Origin of the sequence: Streptomyces sp. NPDC053474 (assembly GCF_044544845.1) — a bacterium.
In the GTDB taxonomy this organism is placed as follows: Bacteria; Actinomycetota; Actinomycetes; order Streptomycetales; family Streptomycetaceae; genus Streptomyces.
This window is the reverse complement of the sequence record NZ_JBITXV010000006.1, coordinates 208,978-223,961: the sequence shown is the minus strand read 5'-3', so window position 1 is coordinate 223,961 and position 14,984 is coordinate 208,978. Positions and strand designations below refer to the sequence as shown.

General features: G+C 74.4%; 9 protein-coding genes and 2 pseudogenes. 3 read left to right on the top strand and 8 right to left on the bottom strand.

The window, feature by feature from the left end; all coding sequences use genetic code 11:
- Window positions 1-231: 231 nt before the first annotated feature.
- From ACIG3E_RS16360 to ACIG3E_RS16350, 3 genes are all read right to left on the bottom strand, one after another.
- Window positions 232-1,107, bottom strand: coding sequence for a hypothetical protein (locus ACIG3E_RS16360; RefSeq protein WP_399616200.1), 876 nt, complete (start codon window positions 1,105-1,107; stop codon window positions 232-234).
- Window positions 1,104-1,442 (bottom strand): PadR family transcriptional regulator, encoded by a 339-nt coding sequence (locus tag ACIG3E_RS16355; RefSeq protein WP_399616198.1) that lies wholly within the window; start codon window positions 1,440-1,442, stop codon window positions 1,104-1,106. Before ACIG3E_RS16355 ends, ACIG3E_RS16360 begins: the two co-directional genes overlap by 4 nt.
- A 99-nt stretch (window positions 1,443-1,541) precedes the next feature.
- Window positions 1,542-3,515, bottom strand: a complete 1,974-nt coding sequence (locus ACIG3E_RS16350; protein ID WP_399616196.1) for a trypsin-like serine peptidase — start codon at window positions 3,513-3,515, stop codon at window positions 1,542-1,544.
- Between the two features lie 109 nt (window positions 3,516-3,624).
- Between ACIG3E_RS16350 and ACIG3E_RS16345 the strand changes: the two genes are divergently transcribed.
- Window positions 3,625-4,194: a hypothetical protein gene (locus tag ACIG3E_RS16345; protein WP_399616193.1), complete on the top strand. Its 570-nt coding sequence runs from the start codon at window positions 3,625-3,627 to the stop codon at window positions 4,192-4,194.
- Window positions 4,195-4,478: 284 nt separating this feature from the next.
- On the opposite strand, the gene ACIG3E_RS16340 is transcribed toward ACIG3E_RS16345, so the two are convergent.
- The 3 genes from ACIG3E_RS16340 to ACIG3E_RS16330 all read right to left on the bottom strand — a co-directional run bounded on the left by ACIG3E_RS16340 (window position 4,479) and on the right by ACIG3E_RS16330 (window position 12,112).
- On the bottom strand, window positions 4,479-7,433 hold the full coding sequence (locus ACIG3E_RS16340) for a BTAD domain-containing putative transcriptional regulator (protein ID WP_399616191.1): 2,955 nt from the start codon (window positions 7,431-7,433) through the stop codon (window positions 4,479-4,481).
- 208 nt (window positions 7,434-7,641) lie between these two features.
- Window positions 7,642-10,761, bottom strand: coding sequence for an AfsR/SARP family transcriptional regulator (locus ACIG3E_RS16335; RefSeq protein ID WP_399616189.1), 3,120 nt, complete (start codon window positions 10,759-10,761; stop codon window positions 7,642-7,644).
- Between the two features lie 283 nt (window positions 10,762-11,044).
- On the bottom strand, window positions 11,045-12,112 hold the full coding sequence (locus tag ACIG3E_RS16330; protein ID WP_399616188.1) for a hypothetical protein: 1,068 nt from the start codon (window positions 12,110-12,112) through the stop codon (window positions 11,045-11,047).
- A 447-nt stretch (window positions 12,113-12,559) separates the two neighbouring features.
- Between ACIG3E_RS16330 and ACIG3E_RS16325 the strand changes: the two genes are divergently transcribed.
- Complete coding sequence (locus ACIG3E_RS16325) at window positions 12,560-13,636, top strand: alpha/beta fold hydrolase (protein WP_399616186.1); 1,077 nt, start codon at window positions 12,560-12,562, stop codon at window positions 13,634-13,636.
- Between the two features lie 98 nt (window positions 13,637-13,734).
- A pseudogene (locus ACIG3E_RS16320) lies at window positions 13,735-13,959 on the top strand (TetR family transcriptional regulator); the annotation flags it as partial.
- A gap of 49 nt (window positions 13,960-14,008) precedes the next feature.
- On the opposite strand, the gene ACIG3E_RS16315 reads toward ACIG3E_RS16320, so the two are convergent.
- Window positions 14,009-14,470 (bottom strand): cupin domain-containing protein, encoded by a 462-nt coding sequence (locus ACIG3E_RS16315; RefSeq protein ID WP_399616184.1) that lies wholly within the window; start codon window positions 14,468-14,470, stop codon window positions 14,009-14,011.
- A gap of 62 nt (window positions 14,471-14,532) precedes the next feature.
- Window positions 14,533-14,910, bottom strand: a pseudogene (locus ACIG3E_RS16310) (tannase/feruloyl esterase family alpha/beta hydrolase); the annotation flags it as partial.
- Between the last annotated feature and the right edge of the window lie 74 nt (window positions 14,911-14,984).

Here is a 14,984-nt window from a genome sequence, read left to right as displayed (position 1 = left end):
GCGGCCGTCACGGCCAGACGGCCCGTCGGCAGTAGTACGCCAGAAAGAGTATTCACTTGAACGGACTATGGCAAAGGTGCCCCCACGCGGCTCGTCGGCGGGAGCTCGCCGGGGGTCCGCGCTGTGGGCATGGGCGCGGGCCAGCGGCCAGTACACGCGGGCCAGCAGCCGGTACACATCGAACCGCCCTCCCGTCAGTCGACGAGAGGGCGGCCGAGGAGCAAGGGGCGGTCAGCGCCTGCGGCGTACCGCTACCGCGCATGTGCCGAGCGCGGCTGCGAGCGGCAGCACGAGGAGCATGCCGACCAGAAGCCAGAGGTCGGGCCCGGCCCCGATGAGGGCGGCGACGGCCAACGGCGCCGACGCCACGGCCACCGCACCGATCTCCCGTGTGCCCGAGGCCTGCCGCCGCAGCGCGAGAGCGGCTCCCGCGACGGCCAGGACCAGCACCGGCCAGACGCCGTAATCCGTGGTCACGCCGAAAGCCCCGGTGTCCGCGACGACGACCGGGAACCATCCCACGCCCGCCACCGCCGCGGCCGCCGCCGAAAGACCCTTGCCGGGCCGCCGGTCCACAGGGCAGGCGAGCACCCCGGCAACCGTCAACAGGGCCGTCGCGGACGTCATCCACCCTCCTTGGACCAGTGGCGCGTCGACAATCCCCTGCGCCGCCGTGCCCAGCAGGCCGCACACGGCCGCCGCCACCCCGAGCGCCCACCGTCCGGCCAGGGCGACGATCGCGCCCACACACACCGCCAGCGAGAACAGCAGGTGCAGTACGTCAGCAGGATCCGTGTGCGAGAGCTGCAGCCACGCCGGGGCGGGAGAGATGACGAGCCCGGCGTACCAGCGGGTGAGGACAAGGCCGTTGTCCACCGCGGCGGCCGCCAGGGCGAACGGGGCGACCAAGGCGAGGAAGCGCCCGCCGCGCGACGCCGAGTCGAGCCGGAGGCGTACCCGCAGGGCGTGGGCGGCCAGATCGGCATCCGCGCGCATCCGGGCCGCGCGCGGCATGTCCGCGGTCATCTCCCGGTGGACATCGACGATCTCCTCCCCGTACGCGGAACGGTAGTCGGCCGGATACAGGCGGAGCACGCGGTCGATCACGCGGGCACCGCCCCGCCACCGGCCGCCAGCCGCCGCTTGACCTCCTGGGCGGTCGCGGCCAGCCGTTCCGCCTCGGCCGCGAGCCTCTCCCTGCCGCTGTCCGTGAGGGCGAACGTGCGCCGGGCCCGGCCGCCCACCACCTCTTCGCGCGCCACCTCGATCAGTCCCTCGTTCAGCAGCCTGTCCAGGGCCCCGTAGAGCGCCCCGGTGCGCGGCACCACCCGGCCGTCGGTGATGGCCTTGACCTCCTGGGCGATGGCGTAACCGTGCCGGGGCGCGTTCGCCAGCGCGGTCAACAGCAGCAGTGCCAGTTCCTGCATCCCTCGCTCACTCATGAGACCAGAGTATTCCGCCCCGCGGAGCATGCGCCGGTCCGGGCGGCAGGGACACAGCTGGCGCCGCCCGGTGGCCTGTGGCCTGTGGCCTGTGGCCGTTTACGCGGGTGGGTACACCAGCGTGATCTCCAGGTTCAGACCGCCCTCGTCGGCGTCCGGGTACATCGAGACCTCGCCGTCGGACCAGCGCACCAGGAAGTCGTCCGGGTGCTTGTTCTCGGTGTAGTCGCCCGCGCCCAGGACCGTGGCGTGCGTCCAGAGCCGGTTGGGCTTCTTGACCTGGGCCTCGCCGTGGAAGCCGTTCTGGTCGACGTCCTTGTAGAGCGTCAGCTCGCCGTCCGTCCAGCGCACCATGAGGTCGTGCTGGTCGTTGCCGGTGAAGTCGCCCGAGGTGATCGTCGAGGCGTGCGTCCACGTGCCGTTGGGCGCGGCGAGCTTCTTCTCGCCGCGGAAGCCGTCGTTGTTGAGGTTGGTGTAGAGGGTGACCTCACCGTCGCTCCAGCGGACCACGAGGTCGTCGGTCCACTTGTTGTCGGTGGTGTAGCGGCCGCCGGTGAGGGAGGTGGCGTGCTTCCACAGGTCGTTGGGCTTCTGGAGCTGCACCTCGCCGTGGAAGCCCGCCGCGTCGACGTCCGGGTACAGCGTCAGCTCGCCGTCGGACCAGCGCACGATCAGGTCGTCCGTATCGGCCCCGGAGAAGTCGCCCGCGGCCATGGTGACGGCGTGCTTCCAGGTGCCGTTGGGGCCGGTGAGGCGGATCTCCTTGTCGAAATTGTCATTGTCCTCACCGGCGCCGCGGTACAGCGTGACCTCGCCGTCGGACCAGCGCACGATCAGGTCGGAGTAGTCCCACGTGCCGGGGTTGCCGTCGGTGAAGTAGCCACCTGCCATGGCCTCGGCGTGCTGCCAGGTCTCGGCCTTGCCGAGGACGCCGCGGCCCGCCGGGGGCTTGTTGTTCACCGCGTCGTCGTACAGCGCCTTGGCGTCACCGTCCAGGTAGGAGCTGTACGAGATGTCGTCCACGTCGCCGCCGGTCTTCCAGCCGCCGATGACGCCGATGATGCCGAAGCCGGTGCCGCGCTTGATCAGGAAGGGGCCGCCCGAGGCACCGCCGGAGTACTTGTCGCAGGCGATGCGCAGGAAGCTGCCCGGGATCTTCGGGTCGGTGCTGTTGTAGCGGACCGTCTTGTCCGTGCAGTCGAGCGGGCGCTTCTGGTTCGCGGGGTAGCCGATGAGGCGGACCGGGTTGTGGTCGTACCCGGCGTTGATCATCAGCTCGGCGCCGCCGACGACGTCCTCGACGTTCTTGCCGCCGCGCGGCTCGAGCACCAGGAAGTTGAAGTCCAGGTCGGCCGCGGCGTCCGGGCCCTTGGCCAGGTACCGCTTGTCGACGTAGATGCGGCCGGGCTTGACGGTGAAGGCGCCGTGCGGCTTCTTGCCGTCGTCGTACTGCGGGACGAACGTCAGGTTCTTGCGCGCGTCCTGGTCGTCGAAGCAGTGCCCGGCGCTCATCACGATGTTCTTGCCGGGGCTCTTGATGACCGTGCCGCCGCAGAAGCGGCCGGTGTTGGTGCCGTCGTTCCAGAAGAAGGTGCCGACGACCGGCAAGCCCTCGAAGGGCTTGCTGGTCGAGCGCACCATGCGCCGCTGGGCCGTGGACCCGGGCTTGCGCGTCGTGTCCTCCTCGACCGGCTCGGCGGCGCGCATGCGGGCGGGCGTCCAGTAGTCGTCGGCGTCGGCCGGGGTGAACGCGCGGGCATCGTTGTCACCGCCCGCCGGTACGGGGGTCAGGGGCGCGGTCGGGGTCTTCGGCGTGGTCGCCGGGGCCTTCGGCGTGGTCGTCGGGGCCGGGCTCGTGCGCTTCGGCGCGCCCTTCAGGACCGCCCCCTTGCGCTGCGGCACGCGGGTCGGCGCCGGAGGCCTACCCTCCGGCGTGGGCTCGGTCACCGACGCCGCGTCGGTGGTCCGTGCCGTGGGCGACGGGTCGCCGGGGTCCGCCTGCGCCGGGAGCCCCGGCAGCAGGATCAGAGCCACGGCTCCCGCCGCGGCACCCAGCGCTCTGCGCACGTGCATGGTTGTTCCCCCCACAGGAAAGAGACGCCCATCACCCGGTATGGCGTGACTGCGTCAAGGTCGGCCAAGATCGTATGGCGACCGCGCACCAAGGGAAGGCAAAGCCTCTATGAGCAACTTCACCGGGCCGCCCAGGCGAGCGGCAGCCGCCACGCTGGCCGCGTCCGCCGCGTTCGCCCTGGTCATCGGGGTGTCGGGCCCGGCCCACGCCGAGCGGCTCCCGTTCCCCGGGCGGGGCTACGCCTCGGTCGGCGGCCCGGTCGCGCCCGGCGGTCTTGTGGACCTCACGGTCAAGGAGCGCCCCGGCAACCCCCGGCCGACGGCGGTGGAGGTCTCCAGTCCCGCCCTGGACGACGGCACGGCCATGGGGGACACGGGTGCGGCCTGGGTCGGCGCGGGCCGGGTCAAGAAGGGCGTACGGCCGGGGACGTACGCGGTGACGTTCACCCTCCGGCACAAGGACGCCGACTGCGTCGGCGAGGGCGAGGAGGACTACACGTGCGACTACCCGGCGATCGTCCTGCGCAAGAAGGTGACGGTCGCCGCGTCCGAGGGTGACCGGGACGGGGACGACGGTGCGGGGTTCGGCCGAGGTGTCGCGGTCGGCGCCGGGTCGGCCGTCGTCGCCGGGGGGCTGTGGGGCGCCGCCGTGGCGTGGCGACGCAGGCGCCGGGCCTGACCTCCGGGCGGCGGGTGCCGCCAGTCGCCGCAGGGCTCGGCGCGTCGCCGGGCGTCCCCGCCGCCACCGGAGACGACCACACCGACGCCCGGCGTCCGCGCCGGAGACGACCACGCCGACGCACGGCGTCCGCGCCGGAGACGACCACGCCGACGCGCGGCGGCACCCGCTCCGGACGGCCGGTCAGGGCGTCGCGGGACCCGGCGCGCGCCGGGCTCGACGACGAGGTCAAGGCCCCGTCGGGGCCGGGGCCGTTCGGCCTGCCCCGGCCCGGCCCCGGCGGCTCACAGCTCCCCGAGGAGCCGCTCGATGTCGACCGCGTCGGGCAGGCCGAGTTCGCGGAAGACGGTGTGCGCGCGGCGGTAGTTCTCCTCGGCGCGTTCGGTGTCGCCCTGAGCCCGGTGGGCGTGGCCGAGTTGGGCGAGGGCGCGGGCGACAATGCCCGCGTCGCCGCGCGCCTCGGCGATGTCCCGGGCCCGCGCGGCGTGTTCGGCGGCTTCCGCGGGCCGCCCCGAGAGGTTGTGGGCCTGGGCGATCGCGCCGAGCAGGAGGCCTTCGCGGAAGCGGGAGCCCGTCTCGCGCCACAGGCGCAGGCTCTCGTGCAGGCTGTCGAAGGCCTCGGCCGTGCGCCCGGTGCGCAGGCAGACCTGGGCGAGGTTGTGCAGCGCGTTGGCGCGGCCCGCGACGTCCCCGGTCGCCGAGGTGATGGCGACGGCCTCGCGGCAGTGCGCCAGGCCCTCTTCGGCCCGGCCGGTAGCCAGCAGGGCCAGGCCGAGGAAGCCGAGCGCGTACGCCTCGATGCCCCGGCTGGCCACGGCCCTGCCCTGGGCCAGCGCCTCGGTCAGCAACGCGTGCGCGGTGGTGAAGTCGCGCAGGGCGAGCGCGCCTCCGCCCCGGGTGATCAGGACGTGGGCGAGCAGCGTCCGGTCCCCGGCCTGGCGGCACAGCTCGATGGCCCGGTCGAGGGTGGGGGCGCCGAGCCGCATGGCGAAGCGGTGCTGCACGGAGCTGCCGAGCATGTACAGGGCGCGCGCTTCCGCGGTGCGGTGACCGGCGGCCCGCGCGGCCTCGGCCAGGGTCCGGGCGGCGCGTTCGATGCCGTAGGGCTGTGCGCCGAGGCGGCCGAGCGGGTCCGCGGCGAGCAGCAGGTCCGCGCAGACGGTCAGCGACAGGGAGGCGTCGCCCGCGGCCTGCTCGATGAGCCCCAGGAGCGACGTCTGCTCGTCGAGCAGCCAGGCGGCGGCCTCCTGCGGGCTGCCGAAGGCCGGGCCCTCGTAGCGCAGCGCGGCCGCGTGCCCGGGGAACACGTCGTCGGGCAGCGAGGCCCGGTGGGCGCCGAGGGCGGTGGCCAGGCAGAACTCGAGGAGGCGGGCGAGCGCGGCGGTCCGCTCGTGGTCCGGTACTTCGGCGTACGCGGTCTGGCGGGCGAAGAGCCGGAGCAGGTCGTGGTAGCGGTAGCGGCCGGGGGCGACCGACTCAAGGAGGCTCAGGTCGACCAGCGCCTCGCACAGCTCCTCCGCCTCCCGCTCCGGCCGGGCGAGCAGCGCCGCGGCGGCGGGCACGCCCAGTTCGGGCACCTCGGGCAGGGCGAGGAGCCGGAAGGCGCGGAGGTGTTCGGCGTCGAGGAGTTCCATGCCGAGCCGGAAGGTCGTCTCCACGGCGGTGTCCTCCGCCCGCAGCGCGCCGAGGCGGCGCCGCTCGTCCGCGAGGAGCGCGGCGGTCTCCGCGAGCGTGTGGTCAGGCCGGGCGACCAGGCGGGAGGCCACGATGCGGATGGCGAGCGGCAGATGGCCGCAGGCGTCGAGCACCTCGGCGGCGGCCTCCGGCTCGGCGGACACGCTCTGCTCGCCGACGATCCGGGCCAGCAGCTCCAGTGCCTCCGCCCGGTCCATGGGCCGCAGGTCCACCAGGGTGGCCCCGGTCAGGCCGACGAGCCGGGAGCGGCTGGTGAGCAGGACCGCGCTGCCGGGCGTGCCGGGCAGCAGGTCGCGGACCTGGGCCGGGTCGCGGGCGTTGTCAAGGACGACGAGCACCTGCCGGGTGGCGAGCATGGAGCGGTAGAGGGCGGCTCGCTCCCCGGGCAGCATCGGGAGGTGACCCGCGCGGACGCCGAGTACGCACAGGAAGCGGCCGAGGACCTCCATGGGCTCCGCGGGCCGGGGGTCGGTTCCCCGCAGGTCCGCGTAGAGCTGCCCGTCCGGGAAGCGGTGGCGCATCCGCCGGGCCACGTGCACGGCCAGGGCGGTCTTGCCGATGCCGCCCATGCCGCTGATGGAGCTGAGGGAGACGATCCCGTCCTTCTCCAGCGCGGCGCACAGCCGGTCGGCCTCGTCGCTACGGCCCGTGAAGTCGGCTACGTCCTGGGGCAGTTGAGCCGCTCCGTGAGAGCGTACGGGGCCCCGGGGCGCGGCCGCGGCGGCCGCCTGCTCACCGGGTCCTTCGGTGAGGATCTGCTGCTGGAGGCGGTCCAGGCCGGGGCCCGGGCGGATGCCCAGCTCCTCGGCGAGCGCGCGGCGGATCTGCGTGTGGACGGCGAGTGCGTCGGCCTGCCGTCCGGCGTGGTGCAACGCCGTCATCAGCAGTTCGTGGACGCGCTCGCGCCAGGGGTGTTCGGCGGCCAGCGCGCGCAGCGGGCCGATCGCGTGGTCGCTCCCGCCGCACGCGATCTCGGCCTCCCAGCGGGCCTCGACCGCCGTCAGGCGCAGCTCCTCTAGGCGGGTGCGCTGGGCCTCGGCGAAGGGGCCGGGCACACCGGCGAGCGGTCTGCCCTGCCACAGGTCGAGGGCGGAGACGAACAGGGACCGCGCCTGTTCAAGGCGGCCAGCGGCCCGGGCCCGCCGCGCCTCGGCCGTACGGAGCTCGAAGACCGTCAGGTCGACGTCCTCCGGGGCGATGTGCAGGGTGTAGCCGTCGCCCGTCGTCCGCAGCGTGCGCGCGGCGGCGCGGGGTGCCCGGTCGGGCTCGAGGAGTCGGCGCAGGGTGAAGACGTGCGTGCGCAACGACGCCAGCACGCCGGGCGGAGCCTCGTCGCCCCAGGCCCCGGCGATGAGTTCCCCGGCGGGTACGCGGGTACCCGCCCGGAGCAGCAGTACCGCGAGCACCGCCTGCAGTTGGGGCGCGCCGACGGGCACCTCGGCCGAACCGTCATGGACGCGAAGGGGGCCGAGGACGGTGAAGCGGTAGGCGGCTCGACCGGACGCGCCGTCGGAGGAGCGGCCTGGCGGGGCGGTGGGGGGCATGGGATGTCTCCAAATGACGTCAGGACCAGGAGGCACGAGGGCCATGTGGTGTGACGGCCTGTGACGTGAGGGGCCATGTGACAAGAGGGGCTCAGGGCGCGTGAGGTCACAGCCGGAAGGGCGTGAGGTCACAGCTGAAGGGCGTGAGGTCACGGCTTGAGGGGCGTGAGGTCACGGCTTCGAGGAGCGCGAGGTCACCGCAGGGGGATCACCCGTGCCGCCGGTCCCGCCGTGGCGGGTTCGGCACGCCAGGTGAGTCGGCCGGTCCCGTCAGGGAGAGACGTGCCGGTTCTCCCGTCAGGGAGACCGGCCCCGGTGCGCACCCGACCGGTTCTCCCGTCAGGGAGACCGGCCCCGGTGCGCACCCGACCGGTTCTCCCGTCAGGGAGACCGGTCCCGGTGCGCACCCGTCCCGGCTCCCGGGCCCGTCGCCGAGCAGGGCAAGCAGGTCGTCGGCCTCCGGCATGCTCAGGCGGGCGCAGATCTCGTACGCGGCGCGCCGGTGTGCCCGGGCGCCGTCGTGGTCCCCGAGCCGGACGAGGGCGGAGCCGAGCACGGCCAGCGCGTGGGCGCGGCCCCAGTCGTTGCGGACCTCCTCCAGCGTCGTGGCCGCGGTCCGGGCAAGGCGCGCGGCCTCCTCGGCACGGCCGGTGGCGAGCCGGTTCTCCGCGAAGCGGAAGAGGGCGAGCCCCTCCCACATCCGGTTGCGGCGGTCGCCGAAGAGGGCCAGCGCCTCGGTGAGGCGCGCGGCGGCCTCGGCGGTCCGCCCGGCGGCGTCGAGGACGACGCCCAGTTCGTACAGGGCGAACCCCACCCGGTGGCCGTCGCTCAGGCCCTGATGGACCGCCAGGGCCTGCTCGGCGTCCGCGACCGCCCGGTCCGTCTCGCCCGCCGACTGGCGCACCCGGCAGCGCACGCCGAGGACGTTCGCCTCCCCGAACCGGTCGGCGTGCGCCCGGAAGACCTCCGACGCCTCGGTGAGGAGGGCGCGGGTCTCGTCGTAGCGGCGCAGGTGGTACGAGCAGCGGGCGAGGAGCACCATGGCGTCGGCCATGACGAGCGCGTCGTCGGCCGCGCGGCTCGCCGCCACCGCTCGGCGGCAGACCTCGACCAGTTCGGGAAGGCGGGCCGCGTAGTAGTAGCCGTGGCCGAGGGCCAGGTAGGCGCGTCCCGCGCTGCGCCGGTCGCCCAGGCGGAGCGCCGCGGAGATCACCGCGTGGGCGGCCTGCTCGAACTCCGGCCCGGGGCCCCCGCGTTCGAGGAGCTCCTCCATCATGAGCAGCAGGTCGGCCGCCGGGGCGACGGCGCGGGCGGGGCCTTCGGCGGCTTGGCGCACGGCCGCGAACAGGCACGGCGCCTCCTCGGCGAGCCAGGCACCGGCGGCCCTGGCCGTGGCGAACGACAGGCCGGGGACCGTCGCGCTCACCCCCAGGCGTTCGGCCCTGCGCAGGGCGTCGGGGTGCGAGGCCCGCACGGTGGACACCAGGAAGTCAAGGAGGCGGCGCAGCCCGGCGGCCTGTTCCTCCGGCGGCTCCTCCGCGTCGGCGCGTCCACGCGCGTAGAGGCGGAGCAGGTCGTGGTAGCGGTAGCGGCCGGGCGTGGGCGACTCCAGCAGGCTGACGTCGACCAGGGACTCGCACAGCGCCTCGGCCTCCGGCTCCGGCAGGCCGAGGACGGCGGCCGCGGCGGCGGACGAGATGTGCGGTCCTTCGGGCAGGGCCAGCAGCCGGAAGGCACGCCGCTGGTCCGGCCGGAGCTGGGCGTGGCCGAGGGCGAAGGCGGCCTCGACGGTCAGGTCGGCGACGCGCAGTTCGGCCAGGCGGTGCCGCTCGTCGGCGAGCCGGGCGTGCAGCGCGCCGAGCGGCCACGCGGGGCGTGTGGCGAGGCGGGCCGCCACGATCCGTACCGCCAGCGGCAGATGGCCGCAGGCCGACACCAGCCGGGCGGCGTCGTCCGCCTCGGCGGCGACGCGGGCCGGGCCCAGGGCCTTGGCAAGGAGGTCGAGCGCCTCGTCCGGGGTCATGACGTCGAGGTCGACCAGGCGCGCGGACGCGGGCCCCGCGAGCTTGGCGCGGCTGGTGACCAGGACGGCGCACCGGGGCAGCACGGGCAGGAAGGGCCGCACCTGCTCGGGGCCGTGGGCGTTGTCGAGGAGGATGAGGACGCGGCGGCCGTCGAGGCGGGCGCGGAACAGCGCGGAGCGTTCCGCGAGGCCGTGGGGGATCGCGGCGTCGTCCACGCCAAGGGCCCGCAGGAACGAGCCAAGGACGGCGGCCGGGTCGGCCGGGTGGCCGCCGACGCCTTGAAGGTCCATGTAGAGCTGTCCGTGCGGGAAGGACTTCCGTACCAGGTGCGCGACGTGCACGGCGAGGGCGCTCTTGCCCACCCCGCCCGCTCCGGAGACGGCCACCATGGGGGCGGTCCCGGGCCGGTCGGACGCCAGCAACGCGCACAGGTCCGCCACGAGCGTGGCGCGCCCGGTGAAGTCGGCGAGGTCGCCCGGGAGCTGGGCGGGCAGCGGCGGTGCGGCCTGCTCCGGTGCTCCGGTGCTGCCGGTGGCCTCCGGTGTCGTGAGCAGATCGCGTGCCTGGGCGAGGTCGTGGCCGGGTTCGAGGCCGAGTTCCTCGCTCAGCAGCAGACGGGTCTCGTCGTAGACGGCGAGCGCTTCGGCGGACCGGCCGTCGCGGTGCAGGGCCTGCATCTGGAGGGCGCGCAGCCGTTCCCGGAAGGGGTGGCGCGCGGCCAGGTGGGCGAGTTCCGCGAGAACCGGCTGCGGGCCGTCCAGTTCCAGGTCGAGTTCCAGGCGGGCTTCGAGGGCCGTCAGGCGCTGGTCGGCGAGCCGGGCGCGGTGCGCGTCCATGGCCGCGCCGGGGACGCCTGCCAGGGGGTCGCCCCGCCAGGGCTCCAGCGCGAGGCGCAGCCGGGCGCGGGCCTCCGCGAGCTGCCCGGCAGCGCGGGCCCGGCCCGCCGCGGTGACGTGGTCCTCGAACCGGGCGAGGTCCACGGCCTCGCGCGGCACGTGCAGCGCGTAGCCGTCAGGGACGGACACAAGCACCCGGGGAGACTCGCCCGCGGCCCGCTCCGGCTCCAAGAGTTTGCGCAGTCGCGAGGCGTACGTGCGCAGGGCTCCCACGGCCCGGGGTGGCGGATTTTCGCCCCACAGGGCCTCCACCACGTCGCCCACCGAGGCGGCCCGCTCCTGACGCAGCAGCAGCACCGCGAGGAACGCCTGCTGTTGCGGGGAGCCGAGCTCCAGCTCCCTGTCGCCGTGCCACGCCCGCAACTGGCCGAGCAGCACGAAGCGCAGCCCGGTCTCCCCCGTGACCATCTTCCGCCCCACCCCATTGACGCCTTCAGGCGCGCATGCCGCGCGACGGGCCGCCCCCGTCTTCCCGTCGGGCGCTCGGCACGTCGCCGTCCCCGTCGTCGCCCCCAGGGGTCATCCCGGTCGTCGTCCCCACGGCGTGCGCTGGCCTGAATCGTACCTGTATGACGCCCGTCAAGCCGTCGCCGGACCACCCTCGGGGCCTCACCGCCGTGCGCCTCGGCGCCGCGCACATTTCGGCCAGACATCGGCGCGCCTCTGCCGGAGGCGGTCAGGGAAGCGGAGGCTAGTCACCTCCGCCTCCGTCGCCACCGCCACCGCCGTCTCCTCCGCCGTCACTGCCGCCACTGTCCCCGCCGTCGCCGCCGTCCGAGCCCCAGCCGTCGCCGCCGCCGGACTCGTTGTCGTCGCTGCCCCGGCCCAGGTTGCTGAACCAGGGGCGGTCCCAGTCCTCGTCGAGGGCGAGCGGTTCGCCCCCGTCCGACGGGCGTCGCTCCGCCCGGAACCGTGCCGAGCCCGTCGTGTCGCCGAGCCCGAACGCCGTGGCGAAGGCGTGCGCCATGACGGCGTCCAGCGGATCGGCGCTCTCGTACCGCACGGGAGCCAGCGGCAGCAGCACCGTGCCCGGCTCCAGGGCCGGTCGGCGCGGGGGCCGTGCCAGCAGGGCGACCCGGCGCTCGTCGCGCAGCAGCCACGAACTCGTCGCGTTCTCCCGCCGCAGCGTCCACGCCTGGCCGGGCAGCCGCGCCTCCACCCAGCTCTTGGACCTGCGCAGCTTCTTCTTCAGGGTGAGTTCGGCGGTCACGTCGCCGACCGCCAGCCGCAGGCCCTGGGACGGTTCGGGGGCGTCGCGGAAGAAGCCGTGCGGGGCCCGGATCCGTGCGGCGGGAGCCTGCGGCCCCCACACGTCCACGCGTACCAGGCGCCGGTCCACGGCCACGGTGATCGGCCCGAGGGGCCCCGGCGCGGACCGCCGCGCCATCCACAGCGGTACGTCCTCGGCGCGCGCCCGGGCCGCGAGGGCGGCCACCTGCTCGGGGCCGCCGCACCGGCCCACGGCCAACTCCCCCAGCTTGCAGGCGAACGCGAAGGCCTGCCGCACCTTCAGCGGCGTGGCCGTGCCGGTCACGCGGGTCACCGGGACGACTCCGGGCCCCTCCGCCAAGCGCTCCAGCGGCCGTTCCACCCCGCCGCCGCCGAGCCAGGCCCCCCGCAGGAACGCCTCGGCCATCGCCCCGAGGTTCAGCTCGCTCAGCGGTGTGGTCCTGCCCCCTCGCCGGAGCCCGTCCTCGGACAGTTCCACCGTCCGCGCCAGCGGATTCCACGAACGCTCGCCATAGAGCACCTCGCTCACAGCTCCCCCGTACCTCACCCGAACAGTCAGCTCAAGGGACTCACCCTCACACACCTCACGGTGGCGGGTGGCACCGAGCCCCCCGTCAGGTCAGAGTGACGGCTTCCAGGACGGCGTCGGTTCCAGCGCGGCGTAGCGGCGGTCTCCGGGTGCGGCCGCCAGGCGGTGGCGGTAGCTGTGGATCACGACGTCGACGTAGTCGGGGAATCTCCGCCGCCTCCGCGAACTCCTCGCAGCGCTCGGGCCACAGTGCCGCGGTGACGTCGGCGGCCCGATCGCCCCAGTCTTACCCCGCGAACAGGGCCCGGGGAACGCCCAGGGCGTCCATGAGGGCGATGAGGTCCGCGCCGGGCGCCACCTCGACGACGGCCACGCGTCACCATCTTGACCGGTGACGCGCCGTCTGCAAGTGTCACCCCGTCACCCACACATGAGGAAGGGCTTCAGATGATCAACAGGCGCACCTTCAGCAAGGCCGCGGCCCTGGGCACCGGCGCCGCGGCCGTCTCGCTGTCCGGCCCGGGCGCCCAGGCCACCGCGGCGCCCGCCGAGTCCGCCGCGCCTCGGCCGCACGGCGGCCCCGCGCCCGCCGTGCCGGTGATCGCCCCCGGCACCCACTCCGCGTTCGCCACGCTGAAGCACGTCAAGGCGGGTGTCCTCGACGTCGGTTACGCCGAGGCGGGACCGGCTCACGGGCCGGTCGTCCTGTGCCTGCACGGGTGGCCCTACGACATCCACAGCTTCGTCGACGTGGCCCCGCTGCTCGCCGGGATGGGCTACCGCGTGATCGTTCCCTACCTTCGCGGGCACGGCAGCACCCGCTTCCTCTCCCGGCGCACGCCCCGCACCGCCGAGCAGTCCGCCGTCGCCCTCGACGTCGTCGCCCTGATGGACGCGCTCAAGATTCCCCGAGCGGTCCTCGCCGGTTTCGACTGGGGCTCGCGCACCGCCGACATCATCGCCGCCCTGTGGCCCGAACGCGTCAAGGCCCTCGTCTCCACGGGCGGTTACCTCATCACCGACGTCAAGGCGCAGCGGGAGCCCGCCGCCCCGGCCGTGGAGCACACCTGGTGGTACCAGTGGTACTTCGCCACCGAACGCGGCAAGACGACGATGGAGAACGTGGACGACCGCATCGCCCTCTGCCGTTACGTGTGGACCCTCGTCTCCCCCAACTGGCGCTTCGACGACGCCACTTTCGCACGCACGGCCCACGCCTTCCGCAACCCGGACTACGCCGCCGTCGTCCTGTACAACTACCGGTGGCGCATCGGCCTCATCGAGGGCGAGTCCCGCTACGACCGCTACGAGAAGCTGCTCGCCGCCCAGCCCTCGCTCCACGTGCCCACCGTCACCCTCGACGCGGCCCTCGACCCCTTCACCCCGTCCGGCGACGGTTCGGCCTACCGCCATCACTTCACCGGGCCGTACGAGCACCGCACGATCGCGGACGTCGGGCACAACCTGCCGCAGGAAGCACCCACCGCCTTCGCCCAGGCGGTCGTTGACGCCGACCGCCTCTGACCCCTGCCAACGGGACGGCTCCACCGCTGTGGCGGCTCTGTCACCAAGCTGCACGCCACTGTGGCGCTAGGCGGCTCAGGCGCCCCACTTCACGGCTAGACACCGTGCGCCGGCGCGGGGACGCGTCCGTGCGCGAGGTCGACGCCTTCCTCCAGCGCGCCACCGACGAGGGCCTCCAGCGCCGCGACAGGCCCGAGGGCTGGGTGGGTGTCCTCCTGCCCCAGCTCATGCACCTGGTGTCACGGCACCTGCCCGACCTGAGCGCCGGTCAGGCGGCGGACGTCGTCGTCGACACCCAGCTCCACGGCATCGGCACGCCCTGACGGGGACACCACCGGGCGCATCCGGTGCCCGGATGCGCCCGGCCGGGTTCTAGTAGGTGGTCACCAGGGGCTTCGTCTCGTCGACGACGTATGTGGAGAGCATCATCGTCGTCACCTTGCCCACGTTGCGGGCGTTGTGGACGGCCCCTTCCGGGATGAAGAACGGGTCACCCGTGCGCAGTCGGAGCGGCGGCCTGTCGTCGAACTCCATCAGCACGTCACCGCGGATGATGTAGCCGACCTCGACACCGGGGTGACTGTGCCGCCCCGACTCCTTGCGCCGCGGGATCTGTACGAGTGTCTGTACGGTCTCCCACCCCTTCGCGGGCGAGGGGTGCTTCTGGAGGAGCGTACGAGTGACGCCCCCGGTCGGATCGGGGTCCCCACCGGGACGCGGGGACGGGCCTCGGGCGGGCTCCGCGGCCGAGGCGGTGACCGAGGAAGCGGCGGCGCCGAGGGCACCGACCGCGGCGGCACCGCCCGTCCGTAAGAGACGGCGTCGATCGATCATCGTGGCTCTCCATTCGTGTCGTGTCGTGCCATGCCGTGGATGTCATGGCGGAGGGAAGGCGGTCAGCGTCGCTCGCAACGGAAGCTGGCGGCGTCGGCCGGGTCGGCGTGGCCCCGGTAGCGGGAGACGCGCGGGTAGCCGAACAGGTCGCGGGTGACGCCGCGCCCCTGGGCGTCGACGAGAGTGGCGGGCAGGACCGCGGGGGCCTTGCCGCGCTCGACCCAGGCCCGCAGCGCGCCGAGGTCGCCGGTGGTGCCCTCGCCCCTGTTGAGGCCGCAGTGCACCCCGCCCGGGGCGAGGAAGAGCCGGTAGAAGTCGTCGACGCGCCGGGCGCCGCCCCTCGTCCGCTCGACCTGTCGGCGGAACTCGACCGCGCCCCGCGTGGGGATGTACTCGTCGGCCTGGCCGTGCCAACTCAGCCACTTCCCGCCGGACTCGCGCCCTCGGGCAGCCATGTCCGCACCGTGGCGTGGTCGTCGGCGCCCGGGTGGGTGAGGGTGACCGTCACCTCGCG

Excerpts from the sequence above, each read along its gene's own strand:
- ACIG3E_RS16355 (WP_399616198.1), bottom strand. The coding sequence starts at position 1,442 with ATGAGTGAGCGAGGGATGCAGGAACTGGCACTGCTGCTGTTGACCGCG.
- ACIG3E_RS16350 (WP_399616196.1), bottom strand. The coding sequence starts at position 3,515 with ATGCACGTGCGCAGAGCGCTGGGTGCCGCGGCGGGAGCCGTGGCTCTG.
- ACIG3E_RS16345 (WP_399616193.1), top strand. The coding sequence starts at position 3,625 with ATGAGCAACTTCACCGGGCCGCCCAGGCGAGCGGCAGCCGCCACGCTG.
- ACIG3E_RS16340 (WP_399616191.1), bottom strand. The coding sequence starts at position 7,433 with ATGCCCCCCACCGCCCCGCCAGGCCGCTCCTCCGACGGCGCGTCCGGT.
- ACIG3E_RS16335 (WP_399616189.1), bottom strand. The coding sequence starts at position 10,761 with ATGGTCACGGGGGAGACCGGGCTGCGCTTCGTGCTGCTCGGCCAGTTG.
- ACIG3E_RS16325 (WP_399616186.1), top strand. The coding sequence starts at position 12,560 with ATGATCAACAGGCGCACCTTCAGCAAGGCCGCGGCCCTGGGCACCGGC.
- ACIG3E_RS16315 (WP_399616184.1), bottom strand. The coding sequence starts at position 14,470 with ATGATCGATCGACGCCGTCTCTTACGGACGGGCGGTGCCGCCGCGGTC.